Annotated in this window: 23 protein-coding genes and 1 pseudogene; 9 read left to right on the top strand and 15 right to left on the bottom strand. The window is 72.8% G+C overall.

The genetic code is table 11. The features are described 5' to 3' along the window. Positions 1-62 precede the first annotated feature (62 nt). The gene (locus AC29IT_RS05895) at positions 63-650 is read right to left on the bottom strand and encodes a type VII secretion system-associated protein (protein WP_358443821.1); all 588 of its coding nucleotides are present in this window, start codon (positions 648-650) and stop codon (positions 63-65) included. Positions 651-927: 277 nt separating this feature from the next. On the opposite strand from AC29IT_RS05895, the gene AC29IT_RS05890 reads away from it, so the two are divergent. The 4 genes from AC29IT_RS05890 to AC29IT_RS05875 all read left to right on the top strand — a co-directional run bounded on the left by AC29IT_RS05890 (position 928) and on the right by AC29IT_RS05875 (position 4,759). Continuing rightward, complete coding sequence (locus AC29IT_RS05890; RefSeq protein WP_358443819.1) at positions 928-1,413, top strand: PRC-barrel domain-containing protein; 486 nt, start codon at positions 928-930, stop codon at positions 1,411-1,413. A 494-nt stretch (positions 1,414-1,907) separates the two neighbouring features. Then, positions 1,908-3,092: a S8 family peptidase gene (locus AC29IT_RS05885; RefSeq protein ID WP_358443816.1), complete on the top strand. Its 1,185-nt coding sequence runs from the start codon at positions 1,908-1,910 to the stop codon at positions 3,090-3,092. Positions 3,093-3,460: 368 nt separating this feature from the next. Continuing rightward, the gene (locus AC29IT_RS05880; RefSeq protein WP_358443814.1) at positions 3,461-4,183 is read left to right on the top strand and encodes a DNA-binding response regulator; all 723 of its coding nucleotides are present in this window, start codon (positions 3,461-3,463) and stop codon (positions 4,181-4,183) included. 192 nt (positions 4,184-4,375) lie between these two features. Continuing rightward, positions 4,376-4,759, top strand: a complete 384-nt coding sequence (locus AC29IT_RS05875; protein ID WP_224958013.1) for a sterol carrier family protein — start codon at positions 4,376-4,378, stop codon at positions 4,757-4,759. A gap of 9 nt (positions 4,760-4,768) precedes the next feature. On the opposite strand, the gene AC29IT_RS05870 is transcribed toward AC29IT_RS05875, so the two are convergent. Next, positions 4,769-5,275 (bottom strand): hypothetical protein, encoded by a 507-nt coding sequence (locus AC29IT_RS05870; protein WP_488218075.1) that lies wholly within the window; start codon positions 5,273-5,275, stop codon positions 4,769-4,771. Between the two features lie 429 nt (positions 5,276-5,704). Between AC29IT_RS05870 and purF the strand changes: the two genes are divergently transcribed. Both purF and purM read left to right on the top strand, forming a co-directional pair. Then, positions 5,705-7,228 carry an amidophosphoribosyltransferase gene (purF, locus tag AC29IT_RS05865; RefSeq protein ID WP_488218251.1) on the top strand — a complete coding sequence of 508 codons (1,524 nt, stop codon included), beginning with the start codon at positions 5,705-5,707 and terminating at the stop codon, positions 7,226-7,228. Between the two features lie 227 nt (positions 7,229-7,455). Beyond that, positions 7,456-8,565 (top strand): phosphoribosylformylglycinamidine cyclo-ligase, encoded by a 1,110-nt coding sequence (gene purM / locus AC29IT_RS05860; protein ID WP_358443805.1) that lies wholly within the window; start codon positions 7,456-7,458, stop codon positions 8,563-8,565. Positions 8,566-9,377: 812 nt separating this feature from the next. Here purM and AC29IT_RS05855 read toward each other — a convergent pair. Continuing rightward, on the bottom strand, positions 9,378-9,557 hold the full coding sequence (locus AC29IT_RS05855) for a DUF3073 domain-containing protein (RefSeq protein WP_184484381.1): 180 nt from the start codon (positions 9,555-9,557) through the stop codon (positions 9,378-9,380). 256 nt (positions 9,558-9,813) lie between these two features. Here AC29IT_RS05855 and AC29IT_RS05850 point away from each other — a divergent pair, with 256 nt between their 5' ends. Then, the gene (locus AC29IT_RS05850) at positions 9,814-10,683 is read left to right on the top strand and encodes a DUF8083 family protein (RefSeq protein WP_358445125.1); all 870 of its coding nucleotides are present in this window, start codon (positions 9,814-9,816) and stop codon (positions 10,681-10,683) included. 145 nt (positions 10,684-10,828) lie between these two features. On the opposite strand, the gene AC29IT_RS05845 is transcribed toward AC29IT_RS05850, so the two are convergent. The 6 genes from AC29IT_RS05845 to AC29IT_RS05820 form a co-directional block, all read right to left on the bottom strand. Further along, complete coding sequence (locus AC29IT_RS05845; protein ID WP_488218074.1) at positions 10,829-11,620, bottom strand: methyltransferase domain-containing protein; 792 nt, start codon at positions 11,618-11,620, stop codon at positions 10,829-10,831. 118 nt (positions 11,621-11,738) lie between these two features. After that, positions 11,739-12,698, bottom strand: coding sequence for an asparaginase (locus AC29IT_RS05840; protein ID WP_358445131.1), 960 nt, complete (start codon positions 12,696-12,698; stop codon positions 11,739-11,741). Next, complete coding sequence (locus AC29IT_RS05835) at positions 12,695-13,255, bottom strand: RsiG family protein (protein WP_358445134.1); 561 nt, start codon at positions 13,253-13,255, stop codon at positions 12,695-12,697. Before AC29IT_RS05835 ends, AC29IT_RS05840 begins: the two co-directional genes overlap by 4 nt. A gap of 109 nt (positions 13,256-13,364) precedes the next feature. Then, entirely contained in the window at positions 13,365-14,090 is a 726-nt protein-coding gene (locus AC29IT_RS05830; protein ID WP_358445137.1) for a 3-keto-5-aminohexanoate cleavage protein, read from the bottom strand. Between the two features lie 121 nt (positions 14,091-14,211). Further along, positions 14,212-15,375: a CAF17-like 4Fe-4S cluster assembly/insertion protein YgfZ gene (ygfZ, locus tag AC29IT_RS05825; protein ID WP_358445140.1), complete on the bottom strand. Its 1,164-nt coding sequence runs from the start codon at positions 15,373-15,375 to the stop codon at positions 14,212-14,214. After that, entirely contained in the window at positions 15,372-15,833 is a 462-nt protein-coding gene (locus tag AC29IT_RS05820; RefSeq protein ID WP_224958001.1) for a Fur family transcriptional regulator, read from the bottom strand. The genes ygfZ and AC29IT_RS05820 overlap by 4 nt, the downstream gene beginning before the upstream one ends. A 151-nt stretch (positions 15,834-15,984) precedes the next feature. Here AC29IT_RS05820 and AC29IT_RS05815 point away from each other — a divergent pair, with 151 nt between their 5' ends. Continuing rightward, entirely contained in the window at positions 15,985-16,833 is an 849-nt protein-coding gene (locus tag AC29IT_RS05815) for an aminodeoxychorismate lyase (protein ID WP_488218073.1), read from the top strand. Between the two features lie 55 nt (positions 16,834-16,888). On the opposite strand, the gene AC29IT_RS05810 is transcribed toward AC29IT_RS05815, so the two are convergent. Then, complete coding sequence (locus AC29IT_RS05810; RefSeq protein WP_358445146.1) at positions 16,889-17,530, bottom strand: heme-binding beta-barrel domain-containing protein; 642 nt, start codon at positions 17,528-17,530, stop codon at positions 16,889-16,891. Positions 17,531-17,781: 251 nt separating this feature from the next. On the opposite strand from AC29IT_RS05810, the gene AC29IT_RS05805 reads away from it, so the two are divergent. After that, positions 17,782-18,528 (top strand): methyltransferase domain-containing protein, encoded by a 747-nt coding sequence (locus tag AC29IT_RS05805; protein WP_488218072.1) that lies wholly within the window; start codon positions 17,782-17,784, stop codon positions 18,526-18,528. Between the two features lie 63 nt (positions 18,529-18,591). Here the strand turns inward: AC29IT_RS05805 and AC29IT_RS05800 are convergent, their stop codons facing one another. The 5 genes and pseudogenes from AC29IT_RS05800 to AC29IT_RS05780 all read right to left on the bottom strand — a co-directional run bounded on the left by AC29IT_RS05800 (position 18,592) and on the right by AC29IT_RS05780 (position 22,218). After that, a complete protein-coding gene (locus AC29IT_RS05800; protein ID WP_358445152.1) occupies positions 18,592-18,897 on the bottom strand; it encodes a DUF1416 domain-containing protein in 306 nt (101 codons plus the stop codon). Between the two features lies 1 nt (position 18,898). Continuing rightward, on the bottom strand, positions 18,899-19,744 hold the full coding sequence (locus AC29IT_RS05795) for a sulfurtransferase (RefSeq protein WP_488218071.1): 846 nt from the start codon (positions 19,742-19,744) through the stop codon (positions 18,899-18,901). A gap of 49 nt (positions 19,745-19,793) precedes the next feature. Then, positions 19,794-20,237 carry a DUF4395 domain-containing protein gene (locus AC29IT_RS05790; RefSeq protein ID WP_488218070.1) on the bottom strand — a complete coding sequence of 148 codons (444 nt, stop codon included), beginning with the start codon at positions 20,235-20,237 and terminating at the stop codon, positions 19,794-19,796. A 401-nt stretch (positions 20,238-20,638) separates the two neighbouring features. Beyond that, a pseudogene (locus AC29IT_RS05785) lies at positions 20,639-20,923 on the bottom strand (TlpA family protein disulfide reductase); the annotation flags it as partial. A gap of 485 nt (positions 20,924-21,408) precedes the next feature. Continuing rightward, positions 21,409-22,218 carry an LmeA family phospholipid-binding protein gene (locus tag AC29IT_RS05780; protein WP_358445161.1) on the bottom strand — a complete coding sequence of 270 codons (810 nt, stop codon included), beginning with the start codon at positions 22,216-22,218 and terminating at the stop codon, positions 21,409-21,411. Between the last annotated feature and the right edge of the window lie 18 nt (positions 22,219-22,236).

Genomic DNA, 22,236 nt, shown 5'->3' with positions numbered 1-22,236 from the left:
GGCTAGGCACCGATGCCCCGGACGACCACCTCCGCGGAGGCGGCCGTCGCGGAGCGGGCCGATCAGTTCGGGGCCGCGGTGTCCACCAGGACGTGGTGCGGGATGACCGCGCGCACCGCGTCGTCCAGGTTCAGCCCCAGGTCCAGGCCGTCCAGCAGCGCGGGCAGGTCGCCGCCTGCGACCCGGCGCGAACCGGGCCAGCTCTCCGGCACCCGCTCCGCCGAGGTGCAGGCGGGTACCAGCTGGCTGCCGTCGTCCAGCTCGGCGACGTACACGGCCGGTTCGCCCGCGCCGTCCTCCGGGTCGTAGAGCAGCACTTCGGCGGCGAGCACCGCGGGCGCCAGCTCGGTGTCCGGGGATTCGCCGGTGGCGATGCGGTGCAGCACCCGCTCCAGCTCGTTCACCGGGTCCGGCAGCGCGAAGGTGAGCTCCGAGGGCTCGTACTCGTCGTTGTACTGGAACTCCGGGTCGATCTCGCCGTCCGCGTCGATGTGGAAGGCGCCCACGACGCCTTCCGGCGGCACGTCGTCGCCGGACTCCTGGTAGCCCGGGTCGACGATGTAGAGCCAGCTGTTCGGAGTCTGCCTGGCCTGCTCCCGCATCTCGTCGGTGATCGGCGGCGGTCCGGGGCGGTCGGGTTGCTCTGACATGGCGCTGGCGTCCTTCGTCGGCTGGGTGGTGGGCTCGACCGGACGCGGCCGGCGCGATCGTCGCCGATCCCGCGGGTTCCCCGCCCGTGCGAGGTGTACCCATCGAGCCTCCCAGTTCTACCGGCCGGTGCCGGATGGATCACCCGGCGGGTCCGTCCATCCCGGCAGGACGGTGCGGGGCGATCACGGATTCACCGCCACCGCAAGGGGTTCCGGGAATGTTCCGGGACCGGTATCGCTGGTCATGCATCCACCTTTCCGAGGTGCCGGTCCGGTCGTGGGCGGGGCAGACTGGGCGGGCGGCGAGTTCGGGGAGGCGGTCGGCATGATCGGTCAGCGGGAAGCACTGCACCTGTTCGGGTGCGAGGTCTTCGACCCGGCGGGGCACCGGATCGGCATCGTCGGCCAGCTGTTCCTCGACGAGACCACCGAGCAACCTGCCTGGATCACCGTGCAGACCGGCCTGTTCGGCACCAACGAGAGCTTCGTCCCGCTGGAGGGCGCCGCGTTCGACGGGGACACGCTGACCGTCTCGGTGCTCAAGGAGACGGTGCGCCACGCGCCGCACGTGCGGCTCGACGACGGCGACCTGCTGCTGGAGCAGGAGCACGCGCTGTACCTGTACTACGGCCTGGAGTACGGCGTGGCCCCCGCCGAACCGGCCGCACCGGGAGCGGAGCCGGTCGTCCAGGAGGGCGAGCTGCCCCCGGAGTACGTGGAGGCGGTGCGGCTGAAGCTGCGCCGCTGGGTCGCCGCGACCTGACCCCCGCACCGCGAATCCCGGGTGTGACGCGTCCACCCGTTGGGAAATGCGGCCCGTTCCCGAGACCGCGCGCGGAATTCATCGAATTCATCCCCGAATGGCCGAACGCGGCGCGCTCCCGGCATTCCGCTGCCTTTCTCGGCCGTCTCGCCGTGCCGCCATCGGGGTGATACCACTGCGCGGAACGGCCCGTTTCTGCGCGCTGCGTGCTCGCCCTCTCATCCGCTTGGCCGGTGCGGTGCCAGGCGGACGAACCAAGTTCGGAGAAATGCGATCGCAGTGCGCTCCATCTCGGATGCTCAATGAATGCGCAGGTGGGAAGGGTGTTGACGGCATTCTTCCGGAGTCGTTGAATGGTGATCCCACGTCCGCGCAAGGGTTTGGCCACTCATCGCCAAATCCTCCGATCCGCTTGTTTTCGTGGTTTACGTTCGGTTTCGCACCATCAGATCTCCGTCCGGCCTCACCCGGGCGGCGCTGAAGGAAGAGGGATCATGACGAAAATGTTCTCCCGAAGCAGGGCGGTCGGTGCGGGAATCGCCGCCGCCGCACTGGTGCTCTCCGGTGCTCCCGCGTTCGCGGCGCCATCCCTGGCCCCGCTGACCCTGCACCCCGAGACGGGGGTGCTGTCCGCGGACGGCACCGCCGATTCCTACGTGGTCGACCTGCGGGACGGGTCGAACCCGGCCGCGGTCGCCGCCGCGCTGGGCGTGCGCACCGACCACGTCTACACGCACAGCCTGCACGGCTTCTCGGCGGAGCTGACGCCCGAGCAGCTGCAGGCGGTGCGGGCGAACCGCGAGGTGGCGGGGGTGTCGCAGAACTTCCGCATCCAGGTCGAGCAGCCGCAGCGGCCCGCCGAGGTCGGCTCGTGGGGCCTGGACCGGCTCGACCAGCCGGACCTGCCGCTGGATGGGAACTACGCGCCGAACGGCACCGGCGAGGGCGTGACGGCCTACATCGTCGACACCGGCATCGACCCGACGCACCCCGATTTCGAGGGGCGCGCGTCGATCGGCTTCGACGCGACCGGCGGCGACGGCGCCGACGGGCACGGCCACGGCACCCACGTGGCGGGCACCATCGGCTCCGCGACCTACGGCGTGGCGAAGGGCGCCGAGCTGGTCGGGGTGAAGGTGCTCGACGACAACGGCAGCGGCACCTCGGCGGACATCATCGCCGGGCTGGACTGGGTCGCCCAGAACGCGGACGGCCCGTCGGTGGCGAACATGTCGCTGGGCGGCAGCAAGGACCCGACGCTCGACGAGGCCGCGACCGGCCTGGTCGACGCGGGCGTGTTCCTCGCCGTCGCGGCGGGCAACGAGTCGCAGGACGCGGAGAACGTGTCCCCGGCCAGCGCGGAGGGCGTGTTCACCACGGCGGCCTCCGACACGACCGACGCCTCGGCCGAGTTCACCAACTTCGGCGCCACCGTCGAGGGCTACGCCCCCGGCGTGGACATCGTGTCGCTCGCACCCGGCGGCGGGACCGCGACGTTCAGCGGCACCTCGATGGCCAGCCCGCACGTGGCCGGGGTCGGGGCGCTGTACCTCGCGGCGAACGAGGGTGCCGCGCCCGCGGACGTGATCAGCGGGCTGCAGGGGTCCGCGGCGGCGGACGTGATCAACGGCGCGCCGTCCGGCACGATCGCCGATCTGCTGCAGACGGGCGAGCTCTGAGTTGAGCGAACCGGTCCCCGCCTCACCCGTTCGGAGGCGGGGACCGGTGCGTTCCGCTGATCGGCACGTTCGGCGGAGAAGTCGCGACCGCCGAATGGTGTTCGACAAAGGTTGAGCGGTGCCCTACTGCAAAAGTGGGTTCCCGGGACGATCTCAAGCTGGTTACGGTATCGATCGAGGGGGCCGCTCGCTGCCTGTCGCGGAACTGGTCCAGACCAAGATCGTTTGCTGGACCGAGCCTGCGAAGGCACGTCACGAAAGGGTGTGCCGTGTTATCCGGATACACCGAGGCGCCTGAGCGCGCACAGCCGACCTCGTCGGAACTGCCCGGCCAGGTCAGGACCACCGCGACCGAGACGGAACGCGCGGTGCGTTCCCAGGTCGAGGCCCGGGACGCCGTCGTCTCCGTCGCCCGCGCCGCCAAGGCCCAAGCCGGCAGCTCCGGCGGAGTGCTCCAGGTCGTGCACGGAGCCCGCCGCGTCGGTTGGGCCGCCTACGAACTCCAGCGCAGCGCCACCGAACTCGTGCAGGGCGTCGCGAAACCGCCGTACGCAGCCACCGGATCGCTCGATTCGCTGGAATCCCGCAAGCTCGCCGAAGGCGTCGGCTACCAGGTGCTCTACGACCGCTCGGCGCTCGCCCGCTCCCCGCAGCTGGAGCTGACGTCCCGGCTGGTGGCGCTCGGCGAACAGGCCCGCGTGGTGCACGTGGCGCCGACGAAGATGATCGTGGTGGACAACGAGGTGGCGCTGCTGCCGCTGACCACCACGGAGCACACGGTGGAGAGCGCGGTGGTGATCCGCAGCTCCGCCATGCTCGTCGCGGTGATGCGGATCTTCGAGGACATGTGGCGGTTCGCCGCCCCGTTCACCTGCGAGCAGGAGCGGCTCGCCGGCGACGACCAGCCCTCCGAGGAGGAGCGGTGGATCCTGTCGCTGCTGGCCTCCGGCGCCACCGACGACACGATCGGCAGGCTGATGGGCTTCAGCGCCCGCACCGCGCACCGGCGCGTCCGCGAGCTCATCGCCCGGCTCGGCGTCGAAACCCGCTTCCAGGCGGGGATGCAGGCCGTCAAGCTCGGCTGGCTCTGACCCCGGGCGGAACGGGCCGTTCGCCGCGCAGGTCGAACGGGCCGGTCAGCGCACGCCCCGGATGCCCCGATGCCCCGGTTCCTCGGACGGCCAACGCCCCGGACGGCCCGGTTCCTCGGACGGCCCGGCCCCCGGCGCCGCGGACGCCCCGCGGCGCAGAGGTCGTCCCCGGCGGCGTCCTAAGCTGGCCGCATGCCTCCACGTCGGCGGGTCGACCCGCACGAACTGCGCGCGGCGATCGACGCGGTCGCGCCGTGGCTGGCCGACGAGGCCCGGCGCCCGGCGCGCGCGGAGACCGCGGCCGCGGTCCGGTCGAGCCTGCGCACCCTGGAGGAGATCGCGCCCGGCCGCACCGTCGAGGTGCGGGTGCCGCCGTACGCCGCCGTGCAGTGCGTCGCCGGTCCGGAGCACACCCGCGGCACCCCGCCGAACGTGATCGAGACCGATCCGCGCACCTGGCTGCTGCTCGCCACCGGTGAGCTGGACTTCGCCACCGCGGTCGAGGACGGCCGGGTCAGCGCCTCCGGTTCGCGGGCCGACCTGACCGCGTGGCTCCCGCTGGTCCGCGCGTCCTGACCCGCCCGGTCAGTGCGCCGACTTCAGCAGCACGACCAGCAGGCCGAGCCCGATGAGCACCAGCACCAGCACCGTGCGCTTCCACCACGGCAGCCGCGTGCGCCGCACCGCCAGCACCGCGAACACGCCCATCGTGGCCACCAGGAACCAGATGCTCGTCCAGGTCGCGACCGCGAACGGCACCAGGCCCAGCGCCGAACCGACGAGCAGCAGCACCGGCAGCACCGCGGCCTGCAGGATCTGACCGGAGGTGCGCAGCATGTGCACCGGGTGCAGCGGTTCCGCCACCACCTCCCGCACCGCGAGGTGCGCGACGTACTCGGAGAGCAGGCTCGCCGCCCACAACCCGCCGGTGGCGACCACGACGTCCAGCACCGCCGTCCACGGCTCGACGGCCTCGCCGGGGTGCCGCGCGAGCACCAGCAGGGTGCTCAGGCAGGCGATGGAGCCGTAGATCCGTTCGCGCAGCACGGAGGCGATGTGCTCGGCCCGGGCGCTGTCGGCGGGTGACGTCATGGCGATGTTTCTAGCCGCCCGTTCCGGGTGCCCGCGCCGCGGGGCAAGCGGCCGCGCGGCGCTGCGCCGATCGGACATCGGCCGAGGTCCGGACGGCGCAATCTCGGCTGCGGCGGGCGCCCGGGCGGTCACCTCGGGTGCTCGCCCGGGCGCGCACCGGCGCGAGCGCTGCGATGACCGGGTTCACACCACCGCCGCGCGTTCGTCGAAACTCCAGCTCAGCGGGGGTGCTGTTCGGGCTTCGCGGAGGCGGCCGGTCATCCGGTCTTCGGCGCCCGTTTACACTGAGGCGTAACTCCGACTCCGTCCTCCAGGGAGTTCTCGGTGGTCTTCGACCGGCCAGACGGCAGTGCCCCCACTACCTCCAGCGCCCGCAGCGCACCCGGTTCGGGCGCCCCCGAACCGGTCGCCGATCCGTTCGAGCAGGACGTGCCGCACGAGGAGTGCGGGGTTTTCGGCGTGTGGGCTCCCGGTGAGGAGGTCGCCAAGCTGACCTTCTACGGGTTGTTCGCCCTCCAGCACCGCGGCCAGGAAGCCGCGGGCATCGCCGTCGGCGACGGTTCGCAGGTGCTGGTCTACAAGGACTTGGGCCTGGTCAGCCAGGTGTTCGACGAGCAGGTGCTGGCCTCGCTGCGCGGCCACGTCGCCGTCGGCCACAACCGCTACTCCACGACGGGCGGCGCGAGCTGGGAGAACGCCCAGCCGACCTTCCGCACCACCGCCTCCGGCAGCGGGCTCGCGCTGGGGCACAACGGGAACCTGGTGAACACCGCGGAGCTGCGGGAGCGGATCGTCGCCGAGGGCGTCGACACCGTGTCCGCGAACAGCTCCTCGCCGGCCTCCGCCTGCGACCGCGCCACCACCGACTCGGACCTGGTGTGCGGGCTGCTCGCCGCGCACGCCGCGGACAAGGGCATCGAGCAGGCCGCGATGGACCTGTTCCCCACCGTGTCCGGCGCGTTCTCCATGGTCTTCTCCGACGAGTCGACGCTGTACGCGGCCCGCGACCCGCAGGGCGTGCGCCCGCTGGTGCTGGGCAGGCTGGAGCGCGGCTGGGTCGTGGCCAGCGAGACCGCGGCGCTGGACATCGTCGGCGCGTCCTTCGTCCGCGAGGTCGAGCCGGGCGAGCTGCTCGCCATCGACGCCGACGGCCTCCGCTCGCAGCACTTCGCGCACCCCAAGCCGAAGGGCTGCATCTTCGAGTACGTCTACCTGGCCCGCCCGGACACCACGATCTCCGGTCGCTCGGTGAACAGCACCCGGGTGGAGATCGGCCGCAAGCTGGCCCGCGAGCACCCCGTCGACGCCGACCTGGTCATCCCGGTGCCGGAGTCCGGCACGCCCGCGGCGATCGGCTACGCGCAGGCCTCCGGCATCGACTACGGCAACGGGCTGGTGAAGAACTCCTACGTGGGGCGCACCTTCATCCAGCCGTCGCAGACCATCCGGCAGCTCGGCATCCGGTTGAAGCTGAACCCGCTGCGCGAGGTCATCCGCGGCAAGCGCCTGGTGGTCGTGGACGACTCGATCGTCCGCGGCAACACCCAGCGGGCGCTGGTGCGGATGCTGCGCGAGGCCGGGGCGATCGAGGTGCACGTCCGGATCGCCTCCCCGCCGGTGAAGTGGCCGTGCTTCTACGGCATCGACTTCGCCTCCCGCGCGGAGCTCATCGCCAACGGCACCGACACCGACGGCATCCGCCGGTCCATCGGCGCCGACTCGCTCGGCTACGTCTCGCTGGACGGGCTGGTCACCGCCACCGAGCAGCCGCGCACCCGGTTGTGCGCGGCCTGCTTCGACGGGAACTACCCGATCCCGCTGCCGGAAGAGGCGCAGCTCGGCAAGTACCTGCTCGAAGGCGTAGCGGGCGGAACCGAGAAGGGCGTCTCCGGACCGGCCGAACCGGTCCTGTCCAGCGGTTACGGCGGAGCCGACGCGCTGCGCAGGCCCTGACCGGCCGTGGCGGCACCGGCCGCTGCGCGCCGCGTAGCGTGGTGCCGCCCACCGCCGGGCTGGTCCGTCCGTGGCTCGCAGCCGGGTGGCAGCGGAAATCCGCGCGACGGGACGGGAACCGGCGGGTACGCCTGTGGTAGGCAAGAGGTGTGGGATGGCCCACAGCCGCCCGCGCCGCCGACCGCGCGCCCACCAACGTTGAACGCACACCAGATGTGGAGTCAGTCGTGTCCGAAGACCTGCTCGCAGGCTCATCCGCCGCCGCCGAGAAGGCCACCTACGCGAACGCGGGGGTGAGCATCGAGGCGGGCGACGAAGCCGTGCAGCAGATGCTGCCCTGGGCGAAGCGGGCGAGCAGGCCGGAAGTGCTGGGCTCGCTCGGCGGCTTCGCCGGCCTCTTCCAGCTGAAGCTGGACCGGTGGACCGAACCGGTGCTGGCCTCCTCCACCGACGGCGTCGGCACCAAGCTCGCCGTGGCCCAGGCGATGGACAAGCACGACACGGTCGGCGTCGACCTGGTCGCGATGGTCGTCGACGACCTGGTGGTGTGCGGGGCGGAGCCGCTGTTCCTGCAGGACTACATCGCGGTCGGCAAGGTCGTGCCGGAACGCATCGCCGACCTGGTCAAGGGCGTCTCCGAAGGCTGCCTGCAGGCCGGGTGCGCGCTGCTCGGCGGCGAGACCGCAGAGCACCCGGGCATGATGGCGCCGGGCGAGTACGACATCTCCGCGACCGGCGTCGGCGTCGTCGAGGCGAGCGGGATGCTCGGCCCGGACAAGGTCCGGCCCGGCGACGTGGTGATCGGCATGGGCTCGTCCGGGCTGCACTCCAACGGCTACTCGCTGGCCCGGCACGTGCTGCTGGAGCTGGCCCGGATGCCGCTGACCGGCCACGTGGAGGAGTTCGGCCGCACCCTCGGCGAGGAGCTGCTGGAGCCGACCCGGATCTACGCGAAGGACTGCCTGGCGCTGGCCGCCGAGACCGAGGTGCGCACCTTCGCGCACGTCACCGGCGGTGGCCTGGCCGCGAACCTGGCGCGGGTGGTGCCGACCGGTCTCACCGCGGTGCTGGACCGCGGCAGCTGGACCCCGGACCCGGTGTTCGGCCTCATCGCCCAGCGCGGCCGGGTGGAGACCGAGGAGATGGAGCGGACCTTCAACATGGGCGTCGGCATGGTCGCCGTCGTCACCGCGGAGGACGTGGACCGGGCGCTGGCCGTGCTGACCGCGCGCCACGTGCCCGCCTGGGTGCTCGGCGAGGTCGCCAAGCAGCCCACGGTGGAGGACGCCGCCGAGGACCAGCGCGTCGTCGTCCGGGGCAACCACCCCCGCTTCTGAGCACGTGACCCGCGGGCCGCGACCGGACACCACGGTCGCGGCCCGCGGTGCGTCCGGGGACCTGCTCCGACCTCGTCCGACATCCCCGGAAGAAGTTCGCGGAGCCGGGAATTCCGCAGTGGACCCGCCCGTTGTACGGGGTGGCCGGTGTGCGCGTGCCCCCGGGCTCCATCACGAGCCTGCAGGGAATACCGTTCGGCTGGAGCCTTGCAGCGCCATCCGCCGAGAGGCGGCCCGCACACCGGCCCCCGCTCGTCCGGTCGCTCCGAAAAAGACGATCCGGGAAGACCTCGACACGCGCGGACCCCCATCCGGGGCGGACGCGCTCCGGTGTCCGTACCGGCGCCGAAGATCCGGGACGAGCCCGTTCGAGACGGCGCCGAAGATCCGGAAGTCCGAACCGGAACGAAAAGAAGTGCGCCGGCGTACCGGCGCACTCGATCTCGTGTTCGCGATGGCGTGTCCGGCGATCACACGCTCACCTCAGGCCGTCGGCACTCCTCGCCGAAATCCGCACGACCTGTTCCGCCCGGACGGCGGGGGGCCCCCCGCGGGGGGCCCCGCCCCCCCGCGCCCCCCCCCCCACCCCCCGCCCCCCCCCGCCCGCCCCCCCCCCCCCCCCACCCCCCCCCGAGGGGCCCCGCCCGCCGGGCCCGCCGCCGGGGGCGCCCCCCCGACCGGGCGATCTCGACAGGACCGACCAGCGGGTACCTCTCGCCCACGGCACGACTCCGGGGGTGCAACGACGCTACCTGCGACACAGAACACCGAGTGGACGAAGCGAAAGCCGTCCACCCGGTGTGCACGTGCCGTCAACGCCGGTAGTCGTCGTACCCGTCGTCGTATGTGTCGTCGCGGTCCTCCTCGGACCATTCGCCAGGCGGTTCCGTGGACAGCTCCCGCTGCAATGCATCGACGTCCATGGTGGGCGAGCTGTACTTCAGCTCGCGGGCCACCTTCGTCTGCTTGGCCTTAGCCCGGCCGCGCCCCATGGCTCGACCCCCTCGCGCAGGGTGTGCGGGGTGGCCAGGGGAACGGCGACCCCGCATGATCTCGACAACTTTTCCTGTAACTACCGTACCGTGCCGATGCGGTTCTACGCGACGTGGTCTCCTGGAGAGTGTCCGTGTCGCGCGTGACCTTCCCCCCAGATCGTGGCTCGGCGGTCCGCGATCGTCGGGGGCCCGCGGCTCGCCGTCCAACGCGGGCAGCCGAAGGCACCATCGGGGCGCATGGCACGATACTCGCGTGCCTGAACCGTTCGTCGCCTACCTGAGGGTGTACGAACCCTTGTCGTCGATCGAGTCCCCGCTGCGCGAGCAGCTGGCCGCCACCCTGGAGCGGGGAGCGCTGGAACCGACCGTCGCGGCCACCAGGGAGCAGGACCAGTGGCTGCGCACCCAGGTGTCGGCGCCGCCGAAGCTGCTGCCCGACGAGAGCACCGACGCGCGCTCCGGCGACGTCCTGACGCTCGACCCCGAGTCCGTGCCGAGCGGTCCCGCCGCGACCGTCGGACCCGGACCGCTGGTGTGCCCCCTGGACCTGCGCGGCAGGTCCGCGGCGGCGCTCGTCGGCTTCCTCGGCGCGGCCGAGCCGCCGCTGCGCTCCGCGGTGCTGTCGCTGCCGGTGGAGAAGGCGAAGAGCCAGGCCAGCGCGGTCGTCAGCGAGCTCGCCGAGAACGCGGTGCACGTGCTCTCCTCCACCTGGACCGTCCCGCTGCCGTGGTTCGTGCTGGTCGACCCCGTCGAGCGGGAGGCGTCGAACTCCGACGGCACCCGCCGGGTGTGCTGGCGGGTCGCGATGGCCGACGCGCGGCGCCGGGTGGCGCGGGCGCACTCGGTCGCGCGGGATTCCATCGGCGACGGCGGGCCCACCAAGATCCTGCGGGAGACCGGTCGCTGGCTGGAGCGGTTCCACCCGCACTCCGCCGTGGAGCTGGACTACGGCGGCCTGGTGCAGATGATGAGCGACAGCGACCTGGACGCCGACACCTCGGCGGAGGACGTGCACGCGATCGTCGACGCGATGGAAGCCGGCGACACGGTGGAGGTCGGGGAGCGGTACGAGGCGCTGCGGGACTTCTGGTCCGAATTCGCGGCCCGCGAACGCTACAACTGACCGGTCCCGGTCCCGGTCCGGTTCGGGGGCTCCGCGGGTCGTCGGCGCCGGGGGCTCCACAGGCGACGGCGCCGTCCTCGCCCGCCGAGCAACCCGCGGCCGGGATCGCCGCTCAGCCGCCGCGCCGCCGACCGGATGCCGATCGTCAGCGGTGGCAGCGGATTTCGCCGTTGAGGACCGCGAACCAGGACCCGTCGGCGTCGATCCACTCGCGCCACGCCGCGCTCAGCCGGTCCAGTTCGGCGCCGGTGGCCAGGCCGCGGTCGACGGCTTGCGCGGCGAAGGCCGAGTCCCGCACGCGGTCCGCCCACAGGCCGCCCCACCAGGCGCGTTCCTCGTCGGTGGCGAAGCACCAGGCGGAGGCGGTGGCGTCGACCTCGTCGAACCCGGCTTCGCGCGCCCAGGCGAGCAGCCGCCGCCCGGCGTCCGGTTCGGCGTCGTTGCCGCGCGCCACCCGTTGGTACAGGTCGAGCCAGTCGGAGAGCGCGGGCACCTCCGGGTACCAGGTCATCGCCGCGTAGTCGGCGTCCCGGGCGGCGACGATCCCGCCGGTCTTGCACACCCGCCGCATCTCGCGCAGCGCCGCGACCGGGTCGGTGAGGTGCTGCAGCACCTGGTGGGCGTGCACCACGTCGAAGGCGCCGTCCGCGAACGGCAGCGCGTACACGTCGGCGACCTGGAACGCGGTGTTCGCGGGGGCGTTCGCGCTCGCCTGCTCGACGATCTCGGCGGCGTTGTCGACGCCGGTGACGTGGCCGGGGGCGACGCGTTCGGCGAAGTCGTGGGTGATCGTGCCGGGCCCGCAGCCGACGTCGAGCACCGCGGCGCCGGGGGTCAGGTCGGCGAGCAGGTAGGCGGCGGAGTTCTCCGCGGTCCGCCAGCGGTGCGAGCGCAGCACGCTCTCGTGGTGCCCGTGCGTGTAGACGTCCTGAGCCATCGTAAGCTCCCACATATTGGGAAATGAGTTCCAGAATATGAGCCTACGTCCGGGTCTGCGCGCACGACAAGTCCGCCCGGCGCCCCGCGGGGGTACCGGGCGGACGGGAGGTTCCTGCTCAGTCCAGAGCGCCCGCGACGAACCGCAGCACGCCGACCTGCTCGCCGCCGCCGAGCACCGGCTGCTCGGCGATGCGGTCCAGCTCGTCCCCGGCGACCTGCACGCCGAACGCGCGCAGCGCCGCCACCGCCACCGGGCCGCGGGCCCGCGCGGCGCCATCGCTGATCTTCACCGCGGCCGCGCGGCCGTCCGGCAGCGCCAGCGCGAGCACGCCCTCCGCGCCGATCTTCGACAGCAGCCCCGGGATCGCGGTCATCAGCGCGGTGTCGTCCCGGTCCGTGCCCGCGACCAGCCACGGGTGCGCGCGCATGGCGTCCGCCACCCGGCCCGCGTCGCCGCCCGCGGTGACCACGCCGCGGAACGTCCTGGCCAGCCCGAGCAGCGAGATCGCGAACAGCGGTGCGCCACAACCGTCCACAGTGGTCAGTTCGATCGAGTCGCCGGACAGCTCGGCGAGCACGTCCCGCGCGCCCCGCTGCAGCGGGTGCGCCGGATCCAGGTAGCCCTCCACCGGCCAGCCCCGCTGCACGCAGGTCGCCAGCATCGCCGCGTGCTTGCCGGAGCAGTTCATCGCGAGCCTGCTGGGCGCCGCGCCCGCCGCCAGCCACCGCTCGCGGGTCGGCTCGTGCCCGGGCAGGTCCGGCGGGCAGCGCAGCGCGTCCTCGTCCAGGCCGTGCCGCCGCAGCACCGCCAGCGCCCGCTCGACGTGCCCGGGTTCCCCGTTGTGGGAGGAGGCGCCCAGCGCCAGGTCGGCGTCGTCCGGCAGGTCCAGCCCGGCGCGCAGCATCGCCAGCGCCTGCGCGGGCTTCACCGTGGACCGCGGGAACATCGGCGAGCGCACGTCACCGGCGGAGCGCAGCACCGAACCATCGGCGTCCAGCAGCACCACCGATCCGAAGTGGACGCCTTCGCGCAGCCCGCCGCGCACCAGCTCGACGAGCGGGACGGGAGCGGTCAACGACGGTCCCGCTCGGCGGCCAGCAGGTCGTCCACCGAGGCGGCGCCCTCGCGGTAGCGGCGGGCGATCTCGCCGTTGAACCGGTCGACCACCGCCTGCACCTCGCGGCGGCGCTGCGAGACCGAGTCCTCCTCGCCGGTGTAGGCCGCCAGCGCGGTGTCCAGCTTGGCGTCCGTCAACGAGGTCACGTTCGACAGGTCCACGTCCGACACCAGCGCCTCCACGTGCCTGCGGTGCGCTTCGGCCCGCGACGGCTCGGTGGTCTGGTAGCGCCCGGAACCGGTGGCCGGGCCGACCGCGTTGTCGGAGAGGATGTTCACCAGCTGCTCCACCACCGACGCGGAGCCGTCCTCGGCACGCCTGCGCTGCTCGGCCCGCACGATGTCGATCCGCGCGTGCAGCATCCGCCGCAGGTACGACAGGTCGGTCTCCTCCTGGGCGGCCTCATCGCGCAGTTCGCGGACCTCGCCCAGCTCGAGCTGCTCGATCCCGTCGGCGTAGGCCGGGTCCAGGACCCGGTCGATCCGGCGGCGCCCACCGGGGCGGACTTCGATCACGTGCCCATCCTCCGTCGATCGTGCCCACCGGCACCCGATGCCCTGGCGGCATCGTGACGGCCGGTGCGGCTGGTGCGTCCAGTGTGCATGTCCTGCAAGTGCCCCCGCATCACGTCTTGATCCCGAGCAGCTCGGCGGCTCGTCCCGGTGCTTGCGGCGGCCGCTGCGCGATCTTCGCGACGCCCGCGGCCCTGGCGACCAGTTGCGCGTCGTCCCGGGCCGGCGTCCCCGGCGCGTAGTCCGGGGTGTCGCCGCGTCCGATACGGACGTGCGCACCACCGGCCAGCGCGGTCAGCAGCACGGGCAACCCGGCGGGTCCGACGCCCGCGGCGGTGCGGCCGGTTCCCGCGGGCACCTGATCCATTGCTGATGCGAACGCGGCGACCGCGCCGGGCCCGTCGTCGGTGAGGACGACCACCACGTGCGCGGGCTCCGGGACCTCCCGCAGCAGCGCCACCTCGGCCGCGCCGCGGGCCAGGAAGTGCAGCGCCGTTCCGCGCTCCGCCGCGCCCGCCCGCAGCTCGCGGAGGAACTCGGCAGGAGCGTTCAGCGGGGCGCAGAGCGCGTCCGCGCCGCAGGAGAGCAACTCGGCGGACGCGGTGTCCGGAGTGGCGGCCACGCGGGCCAGCAGCCCGGCCCCGCGCACCGCGAGCACCGCATCGGCGAGCGGAATCCCCGGGCCGGGCACCAGGTCCAGCACCGCGGCGCCGACGCGGGCGCAGTCCGCCGCGGTGCGGGCGAACCGCGCGACGGCGTCGGCACCGGACTCGTCGCGGTCCGGTCGGGCCGGGGCGACGGCGAGGACCGCGCCCGTCGGTTCCGGCGACCGTGTCATGGGGTGATCTTGGCACATCCGCGGCGCCGCGCAGTTGTTCCGATCCGTCAAATGTCCCCCGACCGGGTGGCGAAATCCATCAGCATCACCCAGTGTGGTCGCCGGTCGGGGGAACGCCGGGTCAGCGCCCGCGGAGCCCCTGCGCCGCGATCCGCCCCGGCGGCTCACCGGTGTCCGGCGGCACCGAATCCGGATCGACCGCGGCGGCCACCGCCCGGCCCTCCGCGGCCTCGCCCGCGACCAGCTCCACGTCCACCGGCGCGGTCCGCTTCAGCAGCGCCAGCGCCACCGGCCCCAGCTCGTGGTGCAGCACCACCGAACCGACCCGGCCCACCTTGCGCTCGCCGTGCCACACCGGATCACCGGTCTCCGGGCGGATCTCCACCGAACCGTCCAGGTGCAGCAGCACCATGCGCCGCGGCGGCTTGCCCACGTTGTGCACCTTCGCCACCGTCTCCTGGCCCCGGTAGCAGCCCTTCGCGACGTGCGCGGCCGTGTGGATCCAGCCCAGCTCGTGCGGGATCGCCCGCTCGTCGGTGTCCACGCCGACCCGCGGCCGCAGCGCCTCCACGCGCAGCGACTCGTAGGCCATCGTGCCCGCCGGGCGCACCCCCGCATCGGTCAACCGGGTCCACCAGTCCACCAGCGACTCGCGCGGCACCACCAGGTCCACCGTGTACAGCCCGCGGAACGGCACCGCCCGCGCGAACCCGCCGCCGGGCAGCCCGGCCACCTCGTACGGCTTCGTCGGCACCCCGGTGACGCCCGCCTTGCCGAGCAGGTCCACCGCGTCCGGGCCCAGCACGCTCAGCAGCGCGAACTCGTCCGAGGCGTCGCGCGGTTCGACCTTCGACCAGAACCGCATGGCCTCCAGGTACTCCAGCAGCGGCTGCTTGCCGTCCACGCCCATCGACGGCAGCGCGCTGGACGCCTGCGCGTCCGCCTCGGTGTCCAGGTAGACGACGCCGTCGTGGTGCGCGAGCAGCAGGTGGCAGTCGACCCGGCCCTGGCTGTCCAGCACCAGCGCCTCGGTGCCCCGGCCTTCGGGCAGTTCGGTGAGGTGCTGCGAGAGCACCAGGTGCAGCCAGCTCAACCGCTCCTCGCCGGGCACCGCGATGATCCGGCGGTGCGAGCGGTCCACCACCACCGCCGAACGCGTCGCCGACCGCTGCTCGGCGAACGGGTCGCCGAAGTGCCACGCGACCCCCACGTCGAGCGAGGTGTCCAGCGAGGCCTCCTCAGGAGCCGCTACGGCTCCGGGCAGCTCCAGCAGGGGTGAGTTCATCGTGTCTCCTCGACCGCGCGCTCCGGATGGTCGGCGCCCTCGGGGCCGCGGCACGCGCGGCACGTCCCCGACAGCGCCAGGTGCGTGGCGTCCAGCTCGAACCCGCGCCGCCGCCGCAACAGCTCCGCGAGGTCGTCGAGCAGGTCGCACGGCACCTCGTCGATCTCCCCGCACCGGTGGCACACCAGGTGCACGTGCTCGTGCTCATCCGCCGAGTACGTGGGAGCGCCGTGCCCGAGGTGGGTGTGGCGCACCAACCCGATCTCCTCCAGCACGTCCAGGGCACGGTAGATCGTCGTGATGTTCACCGCGTGCGCGGTGTCCCGCACTTGGCGGCACACCTGCTCGGGCGTGGCGTGCCCCAGTTCGCGCACGGCGTCGAGCACCAGCTGGCGCTGCGGGGTGACCCGCAGGCCGTGCCGGTGCAGTGTGGTGCGCAGCGATCCCTTCTCACCCACTGCTGGCTCCTGTGCTCGAAGGCGGCGGCTCACCTCCGATCGTATGCCCCGCGTCCGGGGCGGCCGTGGCCGAACTCCCCCTCGGCGCGGCCGGCCGGCACCGCCACCCCTGCGCGGGACGGGACCGCGGCAGGGCGCCTAGGCTGCGGGTATGCGTGTACTGGCACTGCTGGACGGGACGTTGGCCGACCCGGAGGCGCCGCTGATGCGCGCCGACGACCTGTCGGTCACCCGCGGCGACGGAATCTTCGAAACGATCTTGGTGGTGGCGCGCGAACCCCGCGAGCTGGGCCCGCACCTGGACCGGCTGGAGCGCTCCGGCGCGCTGCTGGACCTGCCGACCCCGCCGCGCGAGGTGTGGGAGCGCGCCACCCAGGCCGTGATCGACGCGTGGCCCTGGGACACCGACCGCGAGATGGCGCTGAAGCTCGTGTGCAGCCGCGGCATCGACGGCGGCGACGGCACTCCCACCGGCTTCGCCACCGGTTCCCCGGTCGGCGCCGACACGCTGCGCAAGCGCCGTGACGGGGTCTCCGCCGTCGCCCTCGACCGCGGGATCGCGCCGGACCTCAAGGAACGCGCGCCCTGGCTGCTGCTGTCCGCGAAGACGCTGTCGTACGCGACGAACATGGCCGCGCTGCGCGAAGCGGAACGCCGCGGCGCCGACGAGGTCATCTTCACCGCCACCGACGGATCGGTGCTCGAAGGCCCCACCTCGGCGGTCGTCATCGCCCAGGGCCGGACCCTGCGCACCCCGCCGCCGAGCAGCGGCATCCTGCCCGGCACCACGCAGGGCGCGCTGTTCCGCGCCGCCGAGAAGGCCGGCTGGGAGACGCGGGTCGAACCGTTCGACCTGGCGGAGCTGCGCGCCGCGGACGGCGTGTGGATGACCTCCAGCGTCCGGCTCGTCACCCCGGTGCGTTCCCTCGACGAGGCTCCGCTACCGGTGGACGCGGAGCTGAACCGGGAGCTCGTCGACCTCTACGAATCGCTGTACTGAAACGCGACGTGCCCCGCGGTGCGCGACCGCGGGGCACGTGCGTGATCAGGGGGCGTCAGCCGACGATGCGCTCCAGCTTCGCCGACAGCCGCGGCTGCAGCTCGTGCTCGGAGGTGGCGCGCTCCTCGACGTAGGCCAGCGACCCGTCGACGACGCCGTAGAGCCGGCTCGCCGCCGTCGCGTCCTCGCCGGTGGGGGTGCGGATCACCGCGTCCGTGGACAGCTCCCACGTCGTCTTGCCGCGCGGCTGGCCGAAGAACATCTCCGAGACGCCGGAGCTGTGCACCAGCAGCAGTTCGATCGAGTCGTCCGGCTGCGGCCGCCACCAGCCGACCTCGCGGAACGCGGGCTCCACCACGGAACCGCCCTCGCCGTCGAGCCGCCAGGCCCTGCTCTCGTAGTACAGGAACGGGCGCCCGTCGTGGGCGAAGGTGACCTGCTGCAGGAACCGGTAGCTCTCGTCCAGCGACGGGTGCGACGCCTCGCCCTCGCCGCGCCACACCCCGACCAGCGGCAGCAGCATCAGGCACGCGCTGTTCAGGTCGGGACCCTCGCGGAGGTTCGCGGTGTCACCGACGCCGGGCAGGTCGTCGAAGGACGGAACGTTGCGGGACCGGGTCTTCTCGGCGCGCTCCGCTGCGGCCTGCACCGCCGCGTCACCGCTGCCGGGCTCCGGCTGGTTGGACGTCGTGCTCATCGTGCGGAGATTACCCGCGCCACCGGCTCGCGAACCGGAGCGGGTCAGTCGTTGTACAGCCGGTACAGCACGTACCCGGCGAACCACAGGACCATCACCGTGGCGATGCCGAGCAGCGTGACGAGGCCGTAGTGCAGGAAAGGTATGAGTTCCACGCGCAAAGGATAACCACCGCGCGCACCGCGTGGGGTGTGGCGTCGGGCATGATTCGCAGGCAGCTGACCGCCAGAACTGGGGGGATCCGGGCCGACATGACCGATTTCGACACGCTGCGCGAGCGCGCGCTGGCCTTCCGCGAGGACCTGCTCGCGCGCAAGGAGAAGATCGCTCCCGCCGAGTTCGACTGGTACCCGTACGACACGATGGCGAACATCTTCCACCTGGACCGGCTGATCACCGGCCCGCAGCGGCAGGTGTTCGACCGGATCGCGGGCAGCCGGATCGCCGACATCGGGGCCGCCGACGGCGACTTCGGGTTCTTCCTGGAGCACGAGCTGGGTTGCTCGGTGGACGTGGTGGACAACCCGCCGACGAACTTCAACGGCCTGCGCGGGGCGCGGCGGCTCGTCGAGGAGCTGTCCTCCGAGGTGCAGGTGCACGAGATCGACCTGGACTCGCAGTTCGCGCTGCCCGCGGAGCACTACGGGGCGGTGTTCTTCCTGGGGCTGCTGTACCACCTGAAGAACCCGTTCTACGTGCTGGAGGCGCTGGCCCGGCGGGCCGAGCTGTGCTTCCTGTCCACCCGGGTCGCGCGGCAGGCGCCGGACGGCACGCCGCTGCAGGAGCAGCCGGTGGCGTACCTGCTGGACCCGGCGGAGGCGAACGGCGACGCCACCAACTTCTGGATCTTCTCGGAGACCGGGCTGAAGCGGCTGTTCGCGCGCACCGGCTGGGAGGTCGTCGAGTTCACCACCGTGGGCTGCGCGGAAGGCTCCGAACCGGGCCGCGCCGACCGCGACGAGCGGGCGTTCGCGCTGCTGCGCTCCACGAAGGTCTGACCCGAACGCACCGGAGGGCCGGCACCCGCGCGGGGTACCGGCCCTCCGGGAGAGCGGTCGGGATCAGGCGACCGCGATGTCCACCGGGTGCACGCCGGGACCGGACGCGGACACGTCCGACTGGCCCTTGCCGTCGCGGTGCAGCGCGCGCACCGTCCACGACCCGGGAGCCGCGTAGAACCGGAAGTCACCGTCCACCGAGGACACGACCTCGGCGGTGAACTCCCCGCTCGCGTCCAGCAGCCGCACGAACGCGCCGCCGACCGGAGCCGCGCCGGAGCGCACCTTGCCGGTCACCACGACCTGATCGGTGTCCTCGGCGACGGCCGTCGCCCCCTGCTGCGGCGCACCGCATCCGTCCAGGCTCATGTCACGCCTCCTGTTGGCTCGGGTTCTCGACCGGCACGCCCACCAGCGAGCCGTACTCGGTCCAGGAACCGTCGTAGTTCTTCACGTTCGCGTGCCCCAGCAGCTCGCGGAGCACGAACCAGCTGTGCGAGGAGCGCTCGCCGATGCGGCAGTAGGCGATGGTGTCCTTCGAGTCGTCCAGCCCGGCCTCGGCGTAGATCTTCTTGAGGTCCTCGTCGGCCTTGAAGGTGCCGTCCTCGTTGGCGGTCTTGCTCCACGGGACGTTCACCGCCTGCGGGATGTGCCCGGCGCGCTGCGCCGACTCCTGCGGCAGGTGCGCGGGCGCGACCAGCTTGCCCGCGAACTCGTCGGGGGAGCGCACGTCCACCAGGTTCTTGGTGCCGATCGCGTCGACGACCTCGTCGCGGAACGCGCGGATCGAGGTGTCGGGCTCCTGCGCCTGGTAGCTGGTGGCGCCGCGGTTCGGCTCGTCCTTGACCAGCTGGCGGCCGTCGAGCTCCCACTTCTTGCGCCCGCCGTCGAGCAGCTTCACGTCCGAGTGGCCGTAGAGCTTGAAGTACCAGTACGCGTAGGCGGCGAACCAGTTGTTGTTGCCGCCGTAGAGGATCACGGTGTCGTCGTTCGAGATGCCCTTGGCGGAGAGCAGCTTCTCGAAGCCCTCCCGGCTGACGAAGTCGCGGCGCACGTGATCCTGCAGGTCGTTGCGCCAGTCCAGCTTGATGGCGCCCGGGATGTGGCCGCCGTCGTAGGCGGTCGTGTCCTCGTCCACCTCGGCGAACACGACCTTGTCGGTGTTCAGGTTCTGTTCGGCCCAATCGGTGGAGACCAGGACCTCTGCACGGCTCATCGAGCGACTCCTTCTCGTTTCCGTTCCTTGCACGTGTGTTGCGGGCCCGTCAGCGGGCTTCCTGCTTCGCCGGGGCGAACCGGCGCAGCACCAGGTACAGCTGGCAGCCCAGGCAGTAGCCGAACGCCGCGTTCAGCAGCGCCGCCACCAGGGCCAGCGCGTTGGCGACCGTGCCGAGCACGGTCCACTCCAGGGCGTATCCGGCGGTGGCGACCACCGCGAACACGAACCCGACCCCCTGCGAGAAGCGCACCGGCGCCGGGTCCTCCCGCTCCGATTGCGGGATGGCCGGCAGCCGCGGCGCCACCGCTGAGCGGTACACCGCGCCCCACGGGTTCAGGCCCATGCCGACGAAGGCGCACAGCGCGAACAGCACCGTCTGGACCGCGAGCACCCGCCAGCTCCCGGTGACCAGGCCGATGGCCAGGATCACGCAGGTGATGGCGGCGGTGAAGCGGACTCCGCGCGGGTCGAGGGTGGCGGGCATGGGCATCCTCCGTAGCTGGACCGACAGGGTGGACCGGAGCTCGGGAACCGGCTGAAAGCCCGGTCCGGCCGGCGGTGCGGGATGCGGGCTGCTGCGCGGGGACGATCTCCCCTGCGAGCGCCGCGCGCATCGTTCACCGCCCGGTCAGCACTCCGGACACAGGCTGCTGCCCACGCGGCAGAAGTCCACCGCGCGCCGTCGGGTCAGCAGTACGCGCACGGCTCGGAGGCTACCCGCCTCGGCCGATCGGCGGGAAGAACGTTCACTGGGTGAGACGCACCTCGTGCTCCGATGCGCCGTCCCGCGTGTGGAAAACCGCAGTTCACCGGTGGTGTCGCGGGAGGTGGTGGCCGGGTCGCGCAGAGCTCGGGACATCGGCCCCGGCGGGTTTCCCAGCATCCGGGCGATCATGGCAGGTGCGGCCGCAGCGCGGCGGTGAGCTCGTCGCGGCGGGGCACGCCGCCGACCCGGAACAGCTCGCGCCCGGTGGAGTCCAGCGCCAGCGTCGTCGGCGTCCGGTGCACCCGCAGCGGCGTCGACCACTCGGGGTGGTCGGTGAGGTCCACTTCGACGTGCCGCATCCCCTCGGTGCGCTGCGCCAGGTCGGCCAGCAGGATGCGGGTGTGCCTGCACGGCGCGCAGAACGTGGTGGACAGCTGCAGCAGCGTCACCCCGGCGCCGGTGAGGTCGCCGAGCCGGGTGCGCAGGCCGTCGGGCAGGTGATCGGACACGTCGGGTGCAACGCGGGCGGGGGCGCCGGTCTTCCCGGTTCCGGAGCCGTCCTCGACCGGGTCGTCCTCGACCGGGCCGTCCGCGGTCGCGGCTCCCCCGGCCGGTTCGGCGCCGGTCGGGCGGTCCTGCGGCGTGCCGTCCGCCGAGCCCACGGCTGTCGCGGAGCCCGCGGTTTCGTCGGTGCTCTCGGTCTCACCGGTGCCCGCGGCGTGCTCCACGGACTCCAGGCGCTCCGAGTTCTCCGGGTCTGCCGGCTTCCCCATGCCCGCCGGCGTCGCCGCGTTTCCGGTCCCAGTCCCGGTCCCGGCCGCGCCGTCCCGCTGCGCGCCCGCGGTCCCGAGCCGACCGCTCGTCGCCGCGGGCCGCACCCGTCCTTCGCGGGAGCGCCACCAGAAGCCGAACGCGAGCGTCGCGGCGACCACGACCAGCAGCACCGCCCACCCGGTCATCCGGTGGTCACCCCGCCCTGGCCGATCGTCACGTCCTCGGCGGTGCCCTCCATGACCAGCGCGCCCCGCTCCACCCGCACCGCGGTGGGCCGCACCTCGAAGGGCAGCACGCCGGGGTCGATGGTGGTGGTGAACTGCTGCAGGATCGACTTCTCGAACACGTCGCCGAGCGGGATGTCCGACAGCGCCTGGTCGGCGATGTCCAGCTTCTTCGGTTCGATCTTGAGCTGGCCGTTGAGCAGCGACAGCACCGCGATCACCTTGACCCGCACGTCGTTGCCCGCGATGTCGAGCGATCCGTCCAGCGCGACCGTCGCGCGGCTCGGATCGCTCGCCCCGGTGCCGGTGGTGCCGCTGGAGCCCTCGTTCGCCTCGTCCGCCGGCTCGTCCAGCGCGTCCTTCGGCGCCGGGTTGATCGTCAGGTCCGTGATGCCGATGAAGCGCCCCACGTCGGAGGCCTTCAGCTTCACCCGCCCGACCAGCTCGTCCACCTGGATCTCGTTCGCGGTGCCGCCGACGACGTCGCTCAGCGGGACCCGCGCGTGGTGCAGGTTCGCCTCCACGCCGAGCTCGCTGAGCTGGCCCACGCGCACCGCCTTCGCGGCGAGCTCCACGTCCCGGTAGTCCCCGGCGACGGCCTGGGTGAGGAACGGGAAGCCGTGCACCCGCACCGACGGGTCCTCGTCGAGCTTCAGCTGGTCGCGGACCTGCTGCGACACCTGGTACTCGGCTACCGACGCCGCGCCGTAGTCGGCGACGACCAGCAGGCCGAGGACGAGGAGCAGCGTGACGACGAGCTTCTTCACCGCAGGCGGTCCGTTCTG

Source organism: Saccharopolyspora sp. MMCC62 (genome assembly GCF_057736575.1).
The sequence above is the reverse complement of the archived record's forward strand: the minus strand, read 5'-3'. Positions and strand labels throughout refer to the sequence as shown.